This window comes from Pseudomonas sp. 7-41 (genome assembly GCF_021233075.1).
Taxonomy (GTDB): Bacteria; Pseudomonadota; Gammaproteobacteria; order Pseudomonadales; family Pseudomonadaceae; genus Aquipseudomonas; species Aquipseudomonas veronii.
Genome location: NZ_CP089551.1, coordinates 4,913,540 through 4,930,961, shown reverse-complemented (window position 1 = coordinate 4,930,961; position 17,422 = coordinate 4,913,540). Strand labels below are relative to the sequence as shown.

The window sequence follows — 17,422 nt, the reverse complement described above, 5'->3', positions numbered from 1 at the left end:
CCGATAGCGTCAGTCCAGACGCCGCCTATTTCGGCCCAAGGATCTTCACCAACTTATCCGGCGACGGCGCCCCTTGCTGTTGCTGCAAACCGCCCTTGTCATCGAGGTAGAAAATCGCTGGCGTCGCCGACAACTCCAGCTCATCCATCAACTTCATATTGGCCTCGAGCTTGGCTTCAATCGCCGCCGGGATTTTGTCCAGCGCCTGCAACTTGCTGCCCTTGCCGGCGGCTTCGTGTTCTTGCAGGGCTTTTTGCGGGTCTGGGCTGGCCAGCAGGGCGGCGGATTTGCCTGGGCTGTCTTGGCGGATGATGCCGACCATGATGTGACGCAACTGCACCTTGCCGGCCTTGACCCAGGGCCGCGCCTGTTCCCAGAACATGTTGCAGTACGGGCAGTTGGGGTCGCTGAACAGGTAGACCGTGCGCGGCGCGTTGGTGTCGCCGTCCTGGATCCAGCTGCTTTTTTCCATCTTCGCCCAGACTTCCTTGGCCATCGGCGCGTACACCAATTGTTCCAGGGGCGCGCTGCTCAGGTCATTGCCCTGGGCGTCGTACAGGGTGCCGGCGAGCACGCTTTTGCCGTCGGCGCTCAGGTACAGCGCCATGCCGCGGTTCTGGTACTGCGCGGCGTAGCCGGTGAGGCCGCTGGGGGCGTCGAACTTGCCGAGGATCTTGGCGCCCTTGGCTTCGATCTGTTTGATCGGGGCCGGCCAGTCTTCGGCCTGGGCCAGGGTGGCGGCCATGCTCAGTGATAACAGGGTCAGCAGGTGGCGGAGGCGGGGCATGTCGGTTTCCTTGTAGGGGGCGTGACGGCGGGGGCGGTGTCGAAGGGTTCCATGGCACGGGCCAGGCTGGCCTGGGACAGTTCACCGAGGTGGCTGTTGATCAGGCGTCCATCGGCTTGGTAGAACAGCGTGGTCGGCAAGGCCATGGAGCCCACGGCCTGGCCGAGGCGGCCGCTGGCGTCGAACAAGACGTTGTCCAGGGTCAGGCCCTGGGTCGCCAGGTAAGTGCTGACGCTTTGCATGCTTTCGGCCTGGTTGACGAACAGGAACGTCACGTCGGGGCGTTGGCGTTGGGCGCGTTCCAGTACTGGCATTTCCCGACGGCACGGCGGGCACCACGTGGCCCACAGGTTGATCACCAGCGGGCCGCCCTGGTAATCGCCCAGTTGCACCACCTCGCCGTTGGCGTTGCGCAGGGTGATGTCCGGCAGGCGCGAGCCCTTGTCATACAGGCTCAGCGACAGGCTGGTCATGCCCCAGAACAGCAGGCCGGTGATGACCCCGGCACTCAACGGTTTGCGCAGGGCCGGGCGGCGCCAGCCATACAGCAGCGCGCCGAGGATCAGTGCAATGACGCCGGGCCAGGCGAGAAAGCCGCCGTCGCGCAGGTCGACGATCTGCAGTGGATCGTTGCGGTAGTAACTCCAGTACATCAGCACAAAGCTGACGCGGGCCGTCAACATGCCCAGCAGGAACAGGCTGAACAGCACCGACTCCGGGTTCTCCCCGCCACGCTTGGCCACGCGCCAGCCCACCAGAGTGGCGAGAATCAGCGCGCCGATCAGCAGGATGTGATTCAGGGCGATGGCGAAGGTGCCGATGGTCAGGGTCAGCATCAGCGGGCATCCCGCGTCTGGGTCCAGCGTTGCAGGAACGTATCGGCATCGACTTCGCCGGTAATGCGTCGGGCGCGGCGTTCTTCACCGTCCGGGCCGATCCATACGAAGCTCGGTGGCCCCGGCACTTTGTAGCGATCGAGCAGTGCGCGGCTGGCGGCATTGTCGGCGGTGACGTCCAGGCGCAGCAGGCGCACGTCTTTCAAGGCGTCCATTACGTGGGGTTTGCCGAACACCTGTTTTTCCATGATCTTGCATGACACGCACCAGTCGGCGTAGTAATCCACCAGCACCCATTGGCCCTGGGCCTTGGCGCTGTCGAGCTGGCTTTGCAGCACGGCCGGGTCGTTGATCGTCATGAACGCATCGTGGGCACTCGGCGCGCCGCTGATCCGCGAGCCGCTGTAGACCTTCAGCGGTTGCCACACATCGTCGCTGCCACCTGCCGCACCGACCAGCAGCAAGCCGCCCCACAACCCGAGCACCACGGAAACGGCGCCGGACAGCATGGCGACCCGCCCGAAATCCTGGGCCAGGCGCCAGCCGCAATAGGCCATGGCCATGGCCAGCGCGCCCCACAGGCCGAGCCACAGGTTTTCCCCGACCACTGGGCGGATCATCAACACGGCGGTGGCCAGGAACAGGAAGCCGAACACGCCCTTGAGCACGTTCATCCAGGTGCCCGGCTTGGGCAGGAAGCGGTTGCCCACGGTCACCAGCAGCAACAGAGGCACGCCAATACCGATGCCCATGGCGAACAGGATCAGCCCGCCGTGCAGTGCATTACCGTTCTGGGCGATATAGAGCAGGGCGCCGGCCAGGGGCGCGGTCATGCAGGGACCGACCAGCAGGCCGGACAGCGCGCCGAGCACTCCGGCGCCGATCAGGCTGCCGCCGCTCTGGTTGCGGCTGACGTTGTCGAGGCGATCGCGCAGGGCCACCGGCAGTTGCAGTTCAAAAAAACCGAACATCGGCAGGGCCAGGATCACGAACAAGGCCGCGAAGCTGCCGAGTATCCACGGGGTTTGCAGCAGCGCCGCCAGGTTGCTGCCGAGCAGCGCGGCCAGTACGCCCAGCGCGGCATACACCAGCGCCATGCACACCACGTAGCTGCCGGCCAACGCAAAACCGCGACGCGGGTTGGCCCCGCTGCCGACCACCAGGCCGGCGAGGATCGGCAGCATCGGCAACGAACACGGGGCAAACGCCAGCAACAGGCCCAGGCCGAAGAACACCAGCAGGCTCCACCCCAGGCTGCGCTGCTGCAGGCCGCTGGCCAGGCTCTGGTCCTGGGCTTGTGCGGTGGCGGCGACGGCCGGGTTGCCGCCCAGGTCCACGGTCATCGACTGTGGCGGGTAACACAGGCCGGCATCGGCACAGCCCTGCCAGCCCAGCTTGACCTGGCCGGTCGTCCCCGCCGGAATCTTCACTTCGAGGCCTTGGCGGTATACTTGCTGTTCGCCGAAGAACTCATCGCTATGGGCTTCACCCTCGGGCAGCGCGGGTTTTTCGGCGAGGCCGTCGAACTTCATGCGTTGTTGGTACAGGTAATAACCATCGGCTATCTGCCAGAACAGCTGGGTTTCGCCGGACTCCAGGCGTTCGGACGTCAAGGTGAAGGCCTTGCCCACCGGGAGGAAGTCGGGTTTGGTCTCGAACGGGTTACCCGGCGCAGCCTGGGCGAATCCCGCGAACAACATCAGCAGTAAGGTAAATAGATGCCGCATGGTCAAGCCTTAGTTCGATGCAAGTGAGGCACACAATGTGTGGCGTTGATTAACCGATGATTAACCGGACGCTATTCTAGAGCGTAGGGATTATCTGATGTTGCGAACTTTGCCGGCATAATGCGCGCTTAATCGATCTGTCTTCTAATCCCCCGCATCTTTCATGAAGGGTTCAGCATGCACGTACTGGTCTGTGAAGACGACGAACTGATCGCCAGCGGCATCGTGGCCGGCCTCGGTGCCCAGGGCTTTACCGTCGAGCGCGTGGCCACCGCCGCCGCCGCGCGGGCGATGCTCAAGGCTGCCGAATTCGACATCATGGTGCTCGACCTCGGGCTGCCCGACGAAGACGGCCTCAAGTTGCTGCAACAACAGCGCAGCCAGGGCCTGGAAATTCCGGTGCTGATCCTCACCGCGCGGGATTCGGTGACCAACCGCGTCGACGGCCTGCAAGCCGGCGCCGATGATTACCTGCTCAAGCCCTTCGACCTGCGCGAACTCGCCGCGCGCCTGCAAACCTTGCTGCGGCGGGTGGCCGGGCGCAGCGTCAACCTGATCGAACATGGCCGCCTCAGTTACGACCCGAGCAGCCGCGAAACCCTGCTGGCCGGGCAGCCCGTGGACCTTTCCCGCCGTGAACAAGCGCTGTTGCAGGCGCTGCTGCACAACAAGGGCCGCGTGCTCTCCAGCGAACAGCTCAAAGACAGCGTCTACGGCTTCAACGACGAACTGGAAAGCAACGCCCTCAACGTGCATATCCACCATCTGCGGCGCAAATTGGGCAACGGCATCGTCGAAACGGTGCGTGGCCTGGGCTACCGCCTGGGGCCGGCGGATGGTGGAGAGAGCGCTTCGTGATGAGCCTGCGCCTGCGCCTGACCTTCAAGCTCGGCGCCGCTTTTGTGTTGATCTGGGCGCTGGCGGCGGCCTGGATGCTCAACGATCTGCGCAACCAGATGATGTTCTCCCTCGACCAGCGCCTGGTCGCGTCGGCGCGTATGGTCGCCGGTTTGATGGAGCAGATGCCGGGCCTGGCGAGCAGCGCCGAGGGCAAGCACTTCAGCGCCGAGCAACTGAACGTGCCGGGCGGCATGGCCTGTCAGGTCAGTTCCTTGCGCGGCGAAGTGTTGGCGCGCAGCCACACCACGCCGGACCAGGGGCTGGAATCCCATCGCAGCGGTTTTCGCGACCAGATCATCGACGGCGCGGCGTGGCGCAGCTTCACCCTGGCCCGTGGCGATCTGTTCATTACCACCGCCGACCGCCAGGTGGAGCGCGAGGCGTTGAACCTGTCGATCCTGCTGGCGGCCTCGGTGCCGGTCGGTGTGGCGTTGTTGGGCTGCCTGTGCCTGCTGTGGCTGGGGATCGGTCAAAGCCTGCAGCCGCTCAATCGCATGCGCGATGCATTGATGCGGCGCAGCGCCGATTCCCTCGAACCGTTGCAGATCCACCCGCTGCCCAGCGAGCTGAAACCGCTGCTCGACACCCAGAACCAACTGTTGCAGCGCATCGCCAAGACCATCGAGCGCGAACGTCGCCTCACCGGCGACGCCGCCCACGAACTGCGCAGCCCGCTGACTGCGATCAAGACCCACCTGCAAGTGGCGCGCATGACCGACGGCGCGGCCCGCGACCAGTCCCTGGCCCATGCCGAGGAGGGCGCCGACCGCCTGCACCGCACCCTCGAGCAATTGCTGTTGCTGGCACGGGTGGAGGGCAGCCTGTCGTTCGACGACGGCGTGCAGTCGAGTGCCGAGCAAGTTGCACGGCTGGCGATCCAGGATGCCAACGCCGGCGATAACCAGCGCATCGACCTGATCCTGCCGGACGACCTCAGCGATACCCCGCTGGAAATGCCGGTGGGCCTGGCCGTCGCGGCCCTGCGCAACCTGCTGGACAACGCCCTGCGCCACACCCCGGCCGATACCCGGGTGGAGCTGAGTGTGTTGATGGCCGGCGATCAGGTGGTGTTCCGCGTGCGCGACCACGGCAAACAGATCGCCAGCGAAGACCTGCAATACCTGACCCAGCGCTTCTGGCGCAACGGCAACAGCGAGGGCTGCGGCCTGGGCCTGGCGATTGTGCAGGCGATCGTCCAGCGCTGCTCCTGCTCGTTGACGTTCGACAGCCAGCCGGATGGCCTGCGGGTCGATCTGGGCATGCCGCTGCGGCGCTGACCCGCGTTCTTTCGTGTGCCAAATAGTTACCGCCCGCCTGACGTTCAACCCTTCAGGATGGCGGTCATTGTTTTGCGCTTGAACGGGCCGAATGACTCGGCCTGTACCGAAAAGGACGCTTCTTATGTTGGTCATCGATACCAGTTTTCCCGCCAAGGACTTCAACGCACGCAACGGCGAGCCCGTGGCGCAAGTGGTCCTGCATTACACCGCCGCGCCCTTTATGTCATCCCTGCACACCCTGACGCGACACGGCGTCAGCGCGCACTATCTGCTGCCTGATCCGGCCGAGCCCGGCTACCGCGCCGCCGGTTACGACGAGTTGCGCGTGTTCCGCTTGGTGGATGAGAGCCAGCGCGCCTGGCATGCCGGGGCGAGCCACTGGGGCGGACGGGACAACCTCAACAGCCGCGCGATCGGCATCGAGGTCGTCAACCTGGCGCGGGATGAGGGCGGGGTGTTTACCTTTCCTGCGTACCCTCGGGAGCAGGTGGAGGTATTGATTGAATTGCTGCGCGACATTCTCGCGCGTTACCCGCACATCGGCCCGAGCGACATCCTCGGGCATTCGGATGTGGCGTACTGGCGCAAGAGCGATCCGGGGCCGCGCTTGCCTTGGCGCGGCCTGTTCGAGGCGGGCGTAGGGGCCTGGTTCGATGAAGCAACGCGGGCGATGTATCAGCGCCGCTTTTGTGTCGGGTTACCGCCCGAGGTGGAAGTGGAGCGGGCGTTTCAGCGCTACGGGTATAAACCGGCGCAGAATCGCCAGGCGTTCGAACTGCGGACCCGCGCGTTTCAAATGCACTTTCGGCCCAGGGATTACGGCGGGGCCCTGGATGCTGAGACGTGTGCGATTTTGTATGCGCTGAATGACAAGTATCGGGGCCTTTGACAGCGAGCGCGGCTCAATTGGCGGCGCTTGATCCGTCCGTTAACCGCCACAACACCTAAATCCATTCGACGCTGGTGCGTTTCCACAACAGGCAATCCGCGCGCAGGCCCTTGGGCCAGACGCCAACGGATCGGCAGTTTGGTCACCATCACCCGCGTATCGAGGGATCCAGAGATGTCAGTCGCTACCAGCCAAATCGCAGACGCTCGGGTGCAGGTCAGCCCGGCGCCCGTGGAAACGCTCTACCAGTTCGACGAAAGCCCGCTGCTGGCACGCCAGCGCCAGCAGGAGTCCAACGCCCGCAGCTACCCGCGGCGCATCCCTTTGGCACTCAAGCGCGCCAAGGGCATCTACGTGGAAGACGTGGAAGGCCGCCGTTTCATCGACTGCCTGGCCGGCGCGGGTACCTTGGCGTTGGGGCATAACCACCCGGTGGTGATCGCCGCCATCCAGCAGGTGTTGAGCGACGAACTGCCGTTGCACACCCTCGACCTGACCACCCCGGTCAAGGACCAATTCGTGCAAGACCTGTTCGGCCTGTTGCCGGCCGCGTTGGCGCAGGAGGCGAAAATCCAGTTCTGCGGCCCCACCGGCACTGACGCGGTGGAGGCCGCGTTGAAGCTGGTACGCACCGCCACGGGGCGTAGCACGGTGTTGTCGTTCCAGGGCGGCTATCACGGCATGAGCCAGGGCGCGCTGAGCTTGATGGGCAGCCTGGGGCCGAAGAAACCCTTGGGCGCCTTGCTCGGCAATGGCGTGCAATTCCTGCCGTTCCCCTACGATTACCGCTGCCCGTTCGGCCTGGGCGGCGCGCAAGGCGTGCGGGTCAACCTGCATTATCTGGAAAACCTGCTCAACGACCCGGAAGCCGGGGTGCTGTTGCCGGCGGCGGTGATTGTCGAAGTGGTGCAGGGCGAGGGTGGCGTGATCCCGGCGGACCTCGACTGGCTGCGCGGCCTGCGGCGGATTACCGAGCAGGCGGGTGTGGCGTTGATCGTCGATGAAATCCAGAGCGGTTTCGCGCGCACCGGCAAGATGTTCGCCTTCGAACACGCGGGCATCATTCCGGATGTGGTGGTGATGTCCAAGGCCATCGGCGGCAGCCTGCCGTTGGCGGTGGTGGTGTACCGCGACTGGCTCGACACCTGGTTGCCGGGCGCCCATGCCGGCACCTTCCGTGGCAATCAGATGGCGATGGCGGCAGGGTCGGCGGTGATGCGCTACCTCAAGGAGCACGACCTGGCCGGCCATGCGGCGGCGATGGGCGAGCGCCTGGCGGAGCAGTTGCGCATCCTGCAGCGCGACTTTGCGCAATTGGGCGATATTCGCGGGCGCGGGTTGATGCTCGGCGTGGAACTGGTGGACCCGAACGGCGCGCCGGATATCCAGGGCCACCCGCCGGTCCACCGCCAACTGGCGCCGCTGGTGCAGCGCGAATGCCTCAAGCGCGGCCTGATTCTGGAACTGGGCGGCCGCCATGGCAGCGTGGTGCGCTTCCTGCCGCCGTTGGTGATCAGCGCCGCCCAGATCGACCAGGTCGCCGAGATCTTCGGGCGTGCCCTGGCTGCGGCGGTCGCCAGCCTCTAATTTTTTACCCGCCTGGTACGTTCCTACAGATATCAGCGCTGCGCGTGGTGCGCAGCCGGCCTTTGAGCGATGGAGAACAGCAATGACCTCAGTATTCGACCGCGACGACATCCTGTTTCAGGTAGTGGTCAACCATGAAGAACAGTATTCGATCTGGCCCGACTACAAGGCCGTGCCGGAAGGCTGGCGAACCGTGGGCAAGAGCGGCATGAAGAAGGAGTGCCTGGCCTACATCGAAGAGGTCTGGACCGACATGCGGCCGTTGAGCCTGCGCCAGAAAATGGACGGCACCGCGCTGGCTTGAGCCCGCGACACTGACATCAGCGAAGATCCAATGTGGGGGCTCGACCGCTTGCTCCCACATTGACCCTCAGGACTCAGGCGTTCTTGTCTTTCTCCAGCCCGCCCGACGCGCCGGTCACCACTTGCACACTCAGGCGCGGCGTGGCCAGGTCCAGCCCAGCCTCGTCCAGATGACGTTTCAGCGACAGGTTGAACGCCCGCGACACTTCCCATTGCTTGATCGGCGCGGTCTTGAAGCGCGCCCGCAGAATCGCGCTGCCCGACTCGAAACTTTCCACGCCCTGAATCTCCAGCGGTGACCAGATATTGCGGCGTTGCAGCGGGTCGTTGCGCATTTTCTGGCCGACGTCGCGCATCAACTTGATCGCATCGTCGATTTCCATGTTGTAGGGGATCGCCACCCGGAAGATCGCGTAGCCGAACTCACGGGAGTAGTTCTTGATGCTCTTGATCTCGCTGAACGGGATGGTATGCACGATGCCGTCGATGTCGCGCAGGCGCACAGTACGGATGGTCAGGCCCTCGACCGTGCCGAGGTGGCCGCCGACGTCGACGTAGTCGTCGATGGCCAGGGAGTCTTCGATGATGATGAACAGGCCAGTGATCAGGTCCGCCACCAGCGACTGCGCGCCAAAACCGATGGCCAGGCCGATCACACCGGCACCGGCCAGCAGCGGCGTGACGTTCATGCCCATGTTGGCCAGGGCGACGATGGCGGCAATGATGAAGATGGTCACGAACAGCACGTTGCGGATCAGCGGCATCATGGTCTGCGCACGGGCGTTGGCCAGGCCTTTGCGCGAACGGGTGAGGGCGTGATGGATCGCGGTGTCGCTGAGAATCCAGATCAGCCAGGCAAACAGCAGCGTGCCGCCGAGGCCGAACAGCTTGACGCTGATTTCATGGCCGTCGCCTTCGGTGAAGCGGATCAGCGACAGGCCCCAGACCCGTAGCCCCAGCTCGATAAACGTCAGCCACACCAGCAGGTGGGCGAGGGTGTAGACGAAACTCTTCAAGCGCTCGGAGTACAGCGCATGGCGCTTGTGCCCGCGTTGCGGCTTGAGGGCATGGCGGCGTACCAGGCCGTTGATCACCATGCACAGCACCAGCAACACCGTGCAGAGCAGCGACTGGCGCAAGGCGGTGCTGGTGTCGCCGGCGGAGACGAAGGTGGCGAACAGTGAAATGCCGACCAACAGCAGGGCCGGGATGTACCAGAAGGTGCCGATGATTTCGATCGTGTCGCTGAGGGCGCGGCGGGTCAGGCGGCGGGACAGCGGCTGGTTGCGGATCAGGTGCGCAATCGGCCGGCGGAAGCGCAGGATGAACACGCCGGTGGACAACGCGGCCATCACATTGGCGACGGTTGCCGCCGTGTGCGCCAGGTGCTGGCCAAGCGCAGCGACCAGCCTGGGGTCGCCCAGGGCTTCGCCAAAGGCGGCGAAACTGCCGATCCACCACAACGGCCGGAACGCCTGGCGCCGCAGGATATACAACGCGTGACGGCGATGGGGACCGTCGAGCACGGAGAATGCGATCACGCAGATCGCCGAGAAACAGGTGCCGACCACCAGCGCATACGCCAGCACCATCGCCAGGGATTTGCCCAGGGACGAGGGCAACGCGTAACTCAGGTACACGGTGATCACCAGCGCGATCAGCCACGGCCCCAGTTTGCGCAGGGCGAAGCGCAGCATGTCCCAGGTGCGCGGGTGTTGCGGCAGTTCTTCGGTCAGGCCGAAGCGTTCGCGCACCCGGTGGCTGAGCCAGATCAGCGCGGCGGCCAGCAGGCTCCACACGGCGAGGATCAGGGCAAAACCGAAGATGATCGGCAGCCATTCGTTGGCCGGCAGCATCAAGGCCTCGAGTTCATCCGTGGCCATGTCCACTTCGTCGGACCAGCGTCCCAGCGGGCTGTCGGCGCCGGAAAACTGCTGCTCAAGGCCGGACAGCGTGCTGCCGATCAGCCCGAGCACGCCTTGTTCGGCGGCCGGCTGGGCCTTTTGCGTGGTCTGGCGCAGCTTTTTCAGGTCGTTGAGCAACTGGGTGCGTTGCTGGTCGTTTTCCAGGGTCTTGATCACCTCGTCCAGCGACTGACCCAGCGGCAGCTCGGCCTGGGGTTGCGGCTTGCTGGTGCCACCCAGCAGCCCGGGCAAACCCACGGCCTGGGCCGGGGCGAGCGGGAGCAGGGTGAGCAGGGCGATCAGCAAACAGCAGGGCAGGGCAAGCAGACGGGAAAGCACGAGGCGGTCAACCTTGAAAACGACGAATTGACCGAGTGTACGAGGCCCCTATGCCCAATGCGAGTGCATTTGTTATTCAGCGAGTTTAGCGAGGATCTTGTAAACCACGGTGCCCAGAATCAACAGCATGCCGATCCACATGCTGAACACGCCGAGGGGCTTGTCACGAAAGTTGAAGCCGACCGCGAGCATGATCATGCCGATCAGGATAGGGATGAGCATGGCGTGGAAGGAGGACATGGTGATCATGAGGCGATGGCCTTCTCAGAGTGGGAATACTGACAAGTCTAGGTGGGATTGCGGGAAATGCAGGTGATATAGATCAGGTCCACGCGAAGCCAAATGTGGGAGGGGGCTTGCTCCTCCCATATGTTTAACTGCATTCGGCCTTTGGATCAGGGCAGATCGCGGCTTGCGTAGAACGCGCCGAGCACTTTCACCAGATGTGCCAGGTCATGGCTGCCGCACAGTTCGCGAATGGAGTGCATGGCGAACGTCGGCAAACCGATGTCGACGGTCCGCACGCCCAGGTGGCTGGCAGTGATCGGGCCGATGGTCGAGCCACAGCCCATGTCGCTGCGCACCACAAAGCTCTGCACCGGGACTTCCTCGGCCATGCACAGGTGGCGGAAGAAACCGGCGGTTTCGCTGTTGGTGGCGTAGCGCTGGTTGCTGTTGACCTTGATCACCGGGCCGGCATTGAGTTTCGGGCCGTGGTTGGCGTCATGCTTGTCGGCATAGTTCGGGTGGACGCCGTGGGCATTGTCGGCCGATACCAGCAGCGATTTCTGAATGGTGCGGACAAATTCATCACCTTCGGGCAGCAGGCGGCGCAGGGTCTGCTCGAGCATTGGGCCATCGGCACCGCAGGCCGAGCAGGAGCCGACTTCTTCGTGGTCGTTGCACACCAGCACGCAGGTTTCATCGGTCTCGCTGGTGAGCAAGGCTTGCAGGCCGGCGTAGCACGACAGCAGGTTGTCCAGGCGGGCGCCGGCGATGAAGTCGCCATTGAGGCCGATCACGGCGGCGCTTTGGGTGTCGTAGAAGCTCAGCTCGTAATCGAGCACCACATCGGCGTTCAGCCCGTGCTCGCGAGCCAACTGCTCGGTGAGCACGGCGCGGAAGTCCACGCGCTCGTCGCCGGCGAACTGCGCGAGGATCGGCGGCAGTTCGGTCTGGGCATTGATCGCCCAGCCCTGGTTGGCTTCACGGTTCAGGTGGATCGCCAGGTTGGGGATGATGGCAATCGGCAGCTTGAAGTCGATCAGCTGGCTTTCGACCTTGCCGTCGCGGCGGAAGGTCACGCGGCCGGCCAGGGACAGGTCGCGGTCGAACCACGGCGCCAGTAATGCGCCGCCGTAGACTTCGACGCCCAGTTGCCAGAAACCCTGGCGTTGCAGCTCGGGTTGCGGCTTGACCCGCAGGCACGGGCTGTCGGTGTGGGCGCCGACCAAGCGGATACCACCCTGCAGCGGCGAGTGGCGGCCGAGCTTGAAGGCGATGATCGAGGAGTCGTTGCGGGTCACGTAATAGCGCCCGTTGGCTTCGGTGGTCCAGGTGTCGCGCTCGTCGAGACGCTGGTAACCGGCCGCTTCGAGGCGTTGGGCCAGGGTCGCAGTGGCATGAAAAGGAGTAGGGGAGGCCTTGAGGAAGTCGATCAGGCCTTGATTCAACGCTTCGCGCATAAATAGCTCCAGACAGCAATGCGCGGAGTTTACCGTTCGATGGCGAGAAGTGCACAGCACAAATGTGGGAGGGGGCTTGCCCCCGATGGCGGAGTGTCAGTCACTGCATTTGTTCACTGACCCACTGCAATCCCCTCCCACATTTGACGGTGTTTACAGCTTTAGAAGGGCGCCGGGCACTCGAAGCGCAGCCGCTCGCCGCTTTGCGGGTGGGTGAAGCTCAGCATGCTCGCGTGCAGGCACAGGCGCGGCCAGGCGGCCAGGGCTTGTTCATGGGCGTACAAGCCGTCGCCGAGCAGCGGGTGGCCGATGGAAAGCATGTGTACCCGCAACTGGTGCGAGCGCCCGGTGATCGGCGTCAGCTCGACGCGGCACCAGTCACCGCAACGCTCCAGCACCTTCCAGAAGGTCAGCGCATGCTTGCCGAACTCGTGGTCGACCACATGGCGTGGCTTGGTCGGCGGATCGTAGCGCAGGGGCAGGTCGATGCTGCCGCTGTCCAGTTCCGGTTGACCCCAAGCCAGGGCGGTGTAGGCCTTTTCGGTTTCGCGGTCATGAAACTGGCGGGACAGTTCGCGGTGGGTGTCGGCGTCCCGCGCGAGCAGGATGATCCCGGAAGTTTCCCAATCCAGGCGATGGACGATTCGGGCCTCTGGGTAGCCGTTTTCCTGCAGACGGGTGATCAGGCAGTCCTTGTTGTCGTCGGCGCGGCCGGGCACCGAGAGCAGCAGAGTCGGCTTGTTCACCACCAGGACGGCGGCGTCCTGGTAGAGGATATGGATGTTGGACAACGGCATTAAACAGCCTCGTAACAAACGCCAACGGCGGCTCGATCACCCGGCTCCCGCAAAGGGATCAAGGTGACGGAGCCGCCGTGGCGACCGCCCTTTCGATCAACGATCGGGCAGGGTGATATTGAGTTCCAGAATCGAGCAGCTGCCGTCGTTTTCCAGGGCGACATGTACGTCGTCGTTACCGATATTGACGTACTTGCGGATCACCTCGACCAGTTCCTTCTGCAAGGCTGGCAGGTAGTCCGGGGTGCTGCGTTGGCCGCGTTCGTGCGCCACGATGATCTGTAGACGCTCTTTCGCTACCGACGCGGTACTTGGCTTTTTGTTGGCGCGAAAGAAGTCGAGAAATTTCATTGTTTAGTTGCCTCCAAAGATACGCTCGAAGAATCCCTTCTTCTTGACATCGAGGAAGCGGTGTTCCACGGTCTTGCCCAGTAAGCGATCAACCGCGTCGCTGTACGCCTGGCCGGCGTCGCTCTGGTCGTCCAGAATCACCGGGACGCCCTGGTTGGAGGCCTTCAGCACCGCCTGGGACTCGGGAATGACACCCAGCAGGGTCACTGCGAGGATCTCTTTGACGTCTTCAACGCCGAGCATCTCGCCATTGCTGACGCGCTCAGGGTTGTAGCGGGTGAGCAGCAGGTGCTCCTTGATCGGGTCTTCGCCTTTTTCGGCGCGCTGGGACTTGCTGGCCAGCAGGCCAAGCATGCGGTCCGAGTCACGTACCGAGGAGACTTCCGGGTTGGTCACCACGATGGCTTCGTCGGCGAAGTACATCGCCAGGTGAGCACCGGTTTCGATACCGGCCGGGGAGTCGCACACCACGTATTCGAAGGTTTCCTTCAGTTCAGCGAGGACTTTGCCTACGCCTTCCTTGGTGAGCGCATCTTTGTCGCGGGTCTGGCTGGCGGCCAGTACGTACAGGTTCTCAAGGCGCTTGTCCTTGATCAGGGCCTGTTGCAGGTTGGCTTCACCGTTGACCACGTTGACGAAGTCGTACACCACGCGGCGTTCGCAGCCCATGATCAGGTCGAGGTTACGCAAACCGACGTCGAAGTCGACGATGACTGTCTTGTGGCCGCGCAGAGCGAGGCCGGTACCGATAGCGGCGCTGGTGGTGGTCTTACCCACACCACCCTTGCCGGATGTAACCACGAGAATCTTGGCCAAGGTGTTTCACCCCTAAGGAAAAAGGACTTTTCAGCCCCCGAAAAACATCTCTTGGAACTCGCTGCAGGCGGACAGCCTTTGTAGGGAAAAGAGGTGGTTTCCGCGTGGAAACGCCAACTTCAAACTAGTCCTACGCAAGTCTTGCCGGTTTCGCTGTGCTATCAGAGTCTAGAGATGCTTGGAAAATGCGGCAGTATCCGTTAAAGACGGATGATGTTCAACACATCGCCCGACAGGCTGACTTGTACCGCGGCGCCCCACAGCGGATCGCGGCGCAAATCTTCGGAAACCTTGTACTGACCCGCGATCGAAACAAGTTCAGCGGTCAACTGCTGGCAAAAAATACGTGCCTTGGTATCACCCTTGATGCCGGCGAGGGCACGTCCGCGCATGGGGCCGTATACATGGATGTTGCCATCGGCCAGAAGTTCCGCGCCCGGACTGACCGACGAGATCACCACCAGGTCGCCGCCCTGGGCGTAAATCTGCTGCCCGCCGCGCACGGGGGAGGTGATGATCTTGGTCGGCTTGACCGTCGGCTCCGGCGGTTTTTCCGGTTTTTTCTTCACTTCACCGGCCAGCGGATCGAGTGGGCGCTCGCGGGCACCGGACGGTGGCAGTACTGGCAGTTCAATAGCGATGGCGGCGGCAATGTCTTCGATACGGCTGGCACGAATCGCCAGGGTGCGCAGGCCATGGGAGCGGCACACGCGCATCAGGCCCGGCAGGTCGATTGCGCCTTGGCCGGCTGGCAGCTTGTCCAGGGCCAGCACCAGCGGCGCGTTGTTGAAAAAGTTCGGTGCCAGGGCGACCTTGGCGGCGAGCTGGCGGTCCAGGGCGTCGAGGTCATTGCGGGCCAATTCCAGCACGGTAATGGCGAGCATGCTGCCTTTCAGCTGGAACACGGGATCTTGGTCTAGCGGTTCGGTTTGGCTCATGGTCGGCAAAAGCGGCTTGTCACGAAAAGTGTCGAGACTTATAACGAGAACAACCACTGGCCGCAAGCCGAGTCGAACCGTTGTAGAATGCGCGGCCCTTGTCTTTACCGGAATCTGTAATGGATCGCCCGCGTTTTCGAGCTGTATTTTTTCACCCGCGATTTTGGCTGCTATGGCTGGGACTCGGCCTGTTGTGGCTGGTCACTCAATTGCCATACCGCGCGCTGCTGACCATTGGTCGCCTGCTGGGCGCGGGCATGTACCGCGTGGCCGGCGAACGTCGCCGCATCGCCGCACGCAACCTGGAACTGTGCTTCCCGGAAAAGTCCGCGCAAGAGCGTAAACATTTGCTCAAGGAAAACTTCGCCTCCACCGGCATCGCCTTCTTTGAAATGGCCATGAGTTGGTGGTGGTCGCGCCAGCGCCTGGCGCGGCTGGCCCACGTCGAAGGCCTGGAGCACCTCAAGCAGGCTCAGTTGGACGGCAAGGGCGTGATCCTCATGGCCCTGCATTTCACCACCCTGGAAATCGGCGCGGCCCTGCTCGGGCAAAAACACACGATCGACGGCATGTACCGCGAGCACGGCAACCCGCTGTTCGACTTTATCCAACGCCGTGGCCGCGAGCGCCACAACCTCGACTCCCTGGCCGTGGAGCGTGAAGACGTGCGCGGCATGCTCAAGCTGCTGCGCGCCGGCCGCGCCATCTGGTACGCGCCGGACCAGGACTACGGCGCCAAGCAAAGTATCTTCGTGCCGCTGTTCGGCATCCAGGCCGCCACCGTGACCGCTACCAGCAAGTTCGCCCGCCTGGGCAAGGCACTGGTGGTGCCGTTTACCCAGGAGCGCCTGGCCGACGGCAGCGGTTATCGCCTGGTGATCCACCCGCCGTTGAGTGATTTCCCCGGCGAAACCGATGAGATCGATTGCCTGCGCATCAACCAGTGGGTCGAGACCTCGGTGCGCGAATGCCCCGAGCAATACCTGTGGACCCATCGCCGCTTCAAGAGCCGGCCGCCGGGTGAGCCCAGGTTGTACGAAAAACGCCGTCGGTAAGACCCGCCTTTCTCTACATGGAGTGACGCAATGCGCCCAGCTGAACCGGTTACAGGCTTGATTCTTTCCGGCGGCGGGGCGCGTGCGGCGTATCAGGTGGGGGTACTGGCGGCGATTGCCGAGTTGCTGCCGCCGGGCGCGGCCAATCCGTTTCCGGTGATCGTCGGCACATCGGCCGGCGCGATCAACGCGGTGAGCCTGGCCAGTGGCGCCATGGACTTCAGCGCGGCGATCGAGCGTCTGACGGCGTTCTGGCAGGGCTTCCGCAGCCACCTGGTGCTGCGCAGCGATTGGCCGGGGGTGATTCACCAGGCCGCTCGTTTCTGTTTCCACAGCCTGCTCGGCCTGGGCGCCCAGGTCCCGGTGGCGCTGCTCAACAGCGCGCCGCTACGGGACCTGCTGCACGAGATGCTGCACCTGGATGGCATCGACCAGGCCATCCGCGAAAAACACCTGAAGGCGGTGGCGGTCACGGCCTTCGGTTACGAGTCCGGGCAAGCAGTGACCTTTTACCAGGGCGGCGGCACCATCGATGCCTGGCTGCGCCATCGGCGTATCGGTGTGCCCAGCCGACTCACGGTCGAACACCTGTTGGCCAGTTCGGCGATCCCCTTGCTGTTTGCTCCGGTGAAGCTCGACCAGGAATATTTCGGCGATGGCGCGGTGCGGCAATCGGCCCCCATCAGCCCGGCCTTGCACCTGGGCGCCAGCCGCGTGCTGGTGGTGGGTGTCAGCGGCAACCCGCGCGGCGTCGAGCATGAACACGCCTCGCAGCGCGCCTACACCGGCCAGCAGCCGACCCTGGCGCAGATCGGTGGGCACATGCTCAACAGCACGTTCATTGACAGCCTGGAAAGCGATATCGAGTTGCTGGAGCGCTTGAACCAGTTCAGCCATTTCCAGCCCGCCGACAGCGCGGCCCGGGGCCTGGCGCCGGTGGATGTGCTGGTGATTGCGCCGAGTCAGCCGATCGATGAAATCGCGGCGCGGCATCGGCAGGAATTGCCCGCGGCGTTGCGCCTGTTCCTGCGCGGGCCGGGTGCGACCAAGACCAGCGGGGCGGGAGTGCTCAGTTACTTGCTGTTCGAGGCGGGGTATTGCAGCGAGTTGATCGAGTTGGGGCGCAGTGATGCGCTGGCCAAGCGCGAGGAGATAACCCGGTTTTTGGGGCTGTCCCCTAGCTGAATTTGGGAGCAGGCACGCCAGCTCCCCCATCAGGCCCGCGGTG

17 protein-coding genes are annotated in these 17,422 nt (G+C 63.8%); 7 read left to right on the top strand and 10 right to left on the bottom strand.

Annotated features, from left to right (window positions below; all coding sequences use genetic code 11):
* Positions 1–25: 25 nt before the first annotated feature.
* From dsbG to dsbD, 3 genes are read right to left on the bottom strand one after another with little or no spacing between them, the layout of a single operon-like run.
* The gene (gene dsbG, locus LQ249_RS22280; protein WP_017845803.1) at positions 26–787 is read right to left on the bottom strand and encodes a thiol:disulfide interchange protein DsbG; all 762 of its coding nucleotides are present in this window, start codon (positions 785–787) and stop codon (positions 26–28) included.
* Positions 763–1,623: a TlpA disulfide reductase family protein gene (locus tag LQ249_RS22275; protein ID WP_046382546.1), complete on the bottom strand. Its 861-nt coding sequence runs from the start codon at positions 1,621–1,623 to the stop codon at positions 763–765. Before LQ249_RS22275 ends, dsbG begins: the two co-directional genes overlap by 25 nt.
* The gene (gene dsbD, locus LQ249_RS22270; RefSeq protein WP_232565914.1) at positions 1,623–3,350 is read right to left on the bottom strand and encodes a protein-disulfide reductase DsbD; all 1,728 of its coding nucleotides are present in this window, start codon (positions 3,348–3,350) and stop codon (positions 1,623–1,625) included. The genes LQ249_RS22275 and dsbD overlap by 1 nt, the downstream gene beginning before the upstream one ends.
* A gap of 177 nt (positions 3,351–3,527) precedes the next feature.
* Here dsbD and LQ249_RS22265 point away from each other — a divergent pair, with 177 nt between their 5' ends.
* From LQ249_RS22265 to LQ249_RS22245, 5 genes are all read left to right on the top strand, one after another.
* Positions 3,528–4,208 carry a response regulator gene (locus LQ249_RS22265; protein ID WP_046382548.1) on the top strand — a complete coding sequence of 227 codons (681 nt, stop codon included), beginning with the start codon at positions 3,528–3,530 and terminating at the stop codon, positions 4,206–4,208.
* Entirely contained in the window at positions 4,208–5,527 is a 1,320-nt protein-coding gene (locus tag LQ249_RS22260; RefSeq protein ID WP_046382549.1) for an ATP-binding protein, read from the top strand. Before LQ249_RS22265 ends, LQ249_RS22260 begins: the two co-directional genes overlap by 1 nt.
* 124 nt (positions 5,528–5,651) lie before the next feature.
* Positions 5,652–6,419: an N-acetylmuramoyl-L-alanine amidase gene (locus LQ249_RS22255; RefSeq protein WP_046382550.1), complete on the top strand. Its 768-nt coding sequence runs from the start codon at positions 5,652–5,654 to the stop codon at positions 6,417–6,419.
* A gap of 174 nt (positions 6,420–6,593) precedes the next feature.
* Positions 6,594–8,006, top strand: coding sequence for an aspartate aminotransferase family protein (locus LQ249_RS22250; protein WP_046382551.1), 1,413 nt, complete (start codon positions 6,594–6,596; stop codon positions 8,004–8,006).
* A gap of 82 nt (positions 8,007–8,088) precedes the next feature.
* The gene (locus LQ249_RS22245; RefSeq protein WP_017845810.1) at positions 8,089–8,310 is read left to right on the top strand and encodes an MbtH family protein; all 222 of its coding nucleotides are present in this window, start codon (positions 8,089–8,091) and stop codon (positions 8,308–8,310) included.
* A 73-nt stretch (positions 8,311–8,383) separates the two neighbouring features.
* Here the strand turns inward: LQ249_RS22245 and LQ249_RS22240 are convergent, their stop codons facing one another.
* The 7 genes from LQ249_RS22240 to minC all read right to left on the bottom strand — a co-directional run bounded on the left by LQ249_RS22240 (position 8,384) and on the right by minC (position 15,139).
* Entirely contained in the window at positions 8,384–10,552 is a 2,169-nt protein-coding gene (locus tag LQ249_RS22240; RefSeq protein ID WP_057003885.1) for a mechanosensitive ion channel family protein, read from the bottom strand.
* 72 nt (positions 10,553–10,624) lie between these two features.
* On the bottom strand, positions 10,625–10,801 hold the full coding sequence (locus tag LQ249_RS22235) for a hypothetical protein (protein ID WP_169796378.1): 177 nt from the start codon (positions 10,799–10,801) through the stop codon (positions 10,625–10,627).
* A 146-nt stretch (positions 10,802–10,947) separates the two neighbouring features.
* On the bottom strand, positions 10,948–12,237 hold the full coding sequence (locus tag LQ249_RS22230; protein WP_169865522.1) for a M18 family aminopeptidase: 1,290 nt from the start codon (positions 12,235–12,237) through the stop codon (positions 10,948–10,950).
* A 161-nt stretch (positions 12,238–12,398) separates the two neighbouring features.
* Complete coding sequence (locus LQ249_RS22225) at positions 12,399–13,034, bottom strand: RluA family pseudouridine synthase (RefSeq protein WP_015885133.1); 636 nt, start codon at positions 13,032–13,034, stop codon at positions 12,399–12,401.
* A 96-nt stretch (positions 13,035–13,130) separates the two neighbouring features.
* Positions 13,131–13,385 (bottom strand): cell division topological specificity factor MinE, encoded by a 255-nt coding sequence (gene minE / locus LQ249_RS22220; protein ID WP_003175252.1) that lies wholly within the window; start codon positions 13,383–13,385, stop codon positions 13,131–13,133.
* A gap of 3 nt (positions 13,386–13,388) precedes the next feature.
* A complete protein-coding gene (gene minD, locus LQ249_RS22215; RefSeq protein ID WP_003209098.1) occupies positions 13,389–14,201 on the bottom strand; it encodes a septum site-determining protein MinD in 813 nt (270 codons plus the stop codon).
* Between the two features lie 200 nt (positions 14,202–14,401).
* Complete coding sequence (gene minC, locus LQ249_RS22210) at positions 14,402–15,139, bottom strand: septum site-determining protein MinC (RefSeq protein ID WP_017845814.1); 738 nt, start codon at positions 15,137–15,139, stop codon at positions 14,402–14,404.
* Between the two features lie 119 nt (positions 15,140–15,258).
* On the opposite strand from minC, the gene LQ249_RS22205 reads away from it, so the two are divergent.
* Together LQ249_RS22205 and LQ249_RS22200 are read left to right on the top strand one after the other, a co-directional pair.
* On the top strand, positions 15,259–16,194 hold the full coding sequence (locus LQ249_RS22205) for a lipid A biosynthesis lauroyl acyltransferase (RefSeq protein WP_046382554.1): 936 nt from the start codon (positions 15,259–15,261) through the stop codon (positions 16,192–16,194).
* 30 nt (positions 16,195–16,224) lie between these two features.
* Positions 16,225–17,379, top strand: a complete 1,155-nt coding sequence (locus LQ249_RS22200; protein ID WP_017845816.1) for a patatin-like phospholipase family protein — start codon at positions 16,225–16,227, stop codon at positions 17,377–17,379.
* Positions 17,380–17,422 lie beyond the last annotated feature (43 nt).

Bases quoted from the DNA above. Each gene is read 5' to 3' on its own strand.
- LQ249_RS22235 (WP_169796378.1), bottom strand. From the start codon at position 10,801: ATGATCACCATGTCCTCCTTCCACGCCATGCTCATCCCTATCCTGATC.
- LQ249_RS22230 (WP_169865522.1), bottom strand. From the start codon at position 12,237: ATGCGCGAAGCGTTGAATCAAGGCCTGATCGACTTCCTCAAGGCCTCC.
- LQ249_RS22250 (WP_046382551.1), top strand. From the start codon at position 6,594: ATGTCAGTCGCTACCAGCCAAATCGCAGACGCTCGGGTGCAGGTCAGC.
- dsbG (WP_017845803.1), bottom strand. From the start codon at position 787: ATGCCCCGCCTCCGCCACCTGCTGACCCTGTTATCACTGAGCATGGCC.
- LQ249_RS22225 (WP_015885133.1), bottom strand. From the start codon at position 13,034: ATGCCGTTGTCCAACATCCATATCCTCTACCAGGACGCCGCCGTCCTG.
- LQ249_RS22265 (WP_046382548.1), top strand. From the start codon at position 3,528: ATGCACGTACTGGTCTGTGAAGACGACGAACTGATCGCCAGCGGCATC.
- LQ249_RS22205 (WP_046382554.1), top strand. From the start codon at position 15,259: ATGGATCGCCCGCGTTTTCGAGCTGTATTTTTTCACCCGCGATTTTGG.
- LQ249_RS22275 (WP_046382546.1), bottom strand. From the start codon at position 1,623: ATGCTGACCCTGACCATCGGCACCTTCGCCATCGCCCTGAATCACATC.
- LQ249_RS22260 (WP_046382549.1), top strand. From the start codon at position 4,208: ATGAGCCTGCGCCTGCGCCTGACCTTCAAGCTCGGCGCCGCTTTTGTG.
- minE (WP_003175252.1), bottom strand. From the start codon at position 13,385: ATGAAATTTCTCGACTTCTTTCGCGCCAACAAAAAGCCAAGTACCGCG.
- minC (WP_017845814.1), bottom strand. From the start codon at position 15,139: ATGAGCCAAACCGAACCGCTAGACCAAGATCCCGTGTTCCAGCTGAAA.
- dsbD (WP_232565914.1), bottom strand. From the start codon at position 3,350: ATGCGGCATCTATTTACCTTACTGCTGATGTTGTTCGCGGGATTCGCC.
- LQ249_RS22255 (WP_046382550.1), top strand. From the start codon at position 5,652: ATGTTGGTCATCGATACCAGTTTTCCCGCCAAGGACTTCAACGCACGC.
- LQ249_RS22245 (WP_017845810.1), top strand. From the start codon at position 8,089: ATGACCTCAGTATTCGACCGCGACGACATCCTGTTTCAGGTAGTGGTC.
- LQ249_RS22200 (WP_017845816.1), top strand. From the start codon at position 16,225: ATGCGCCCAGCTGAACCGGTTACAGGCTTGATTCTTTCCGGCGGCGGG.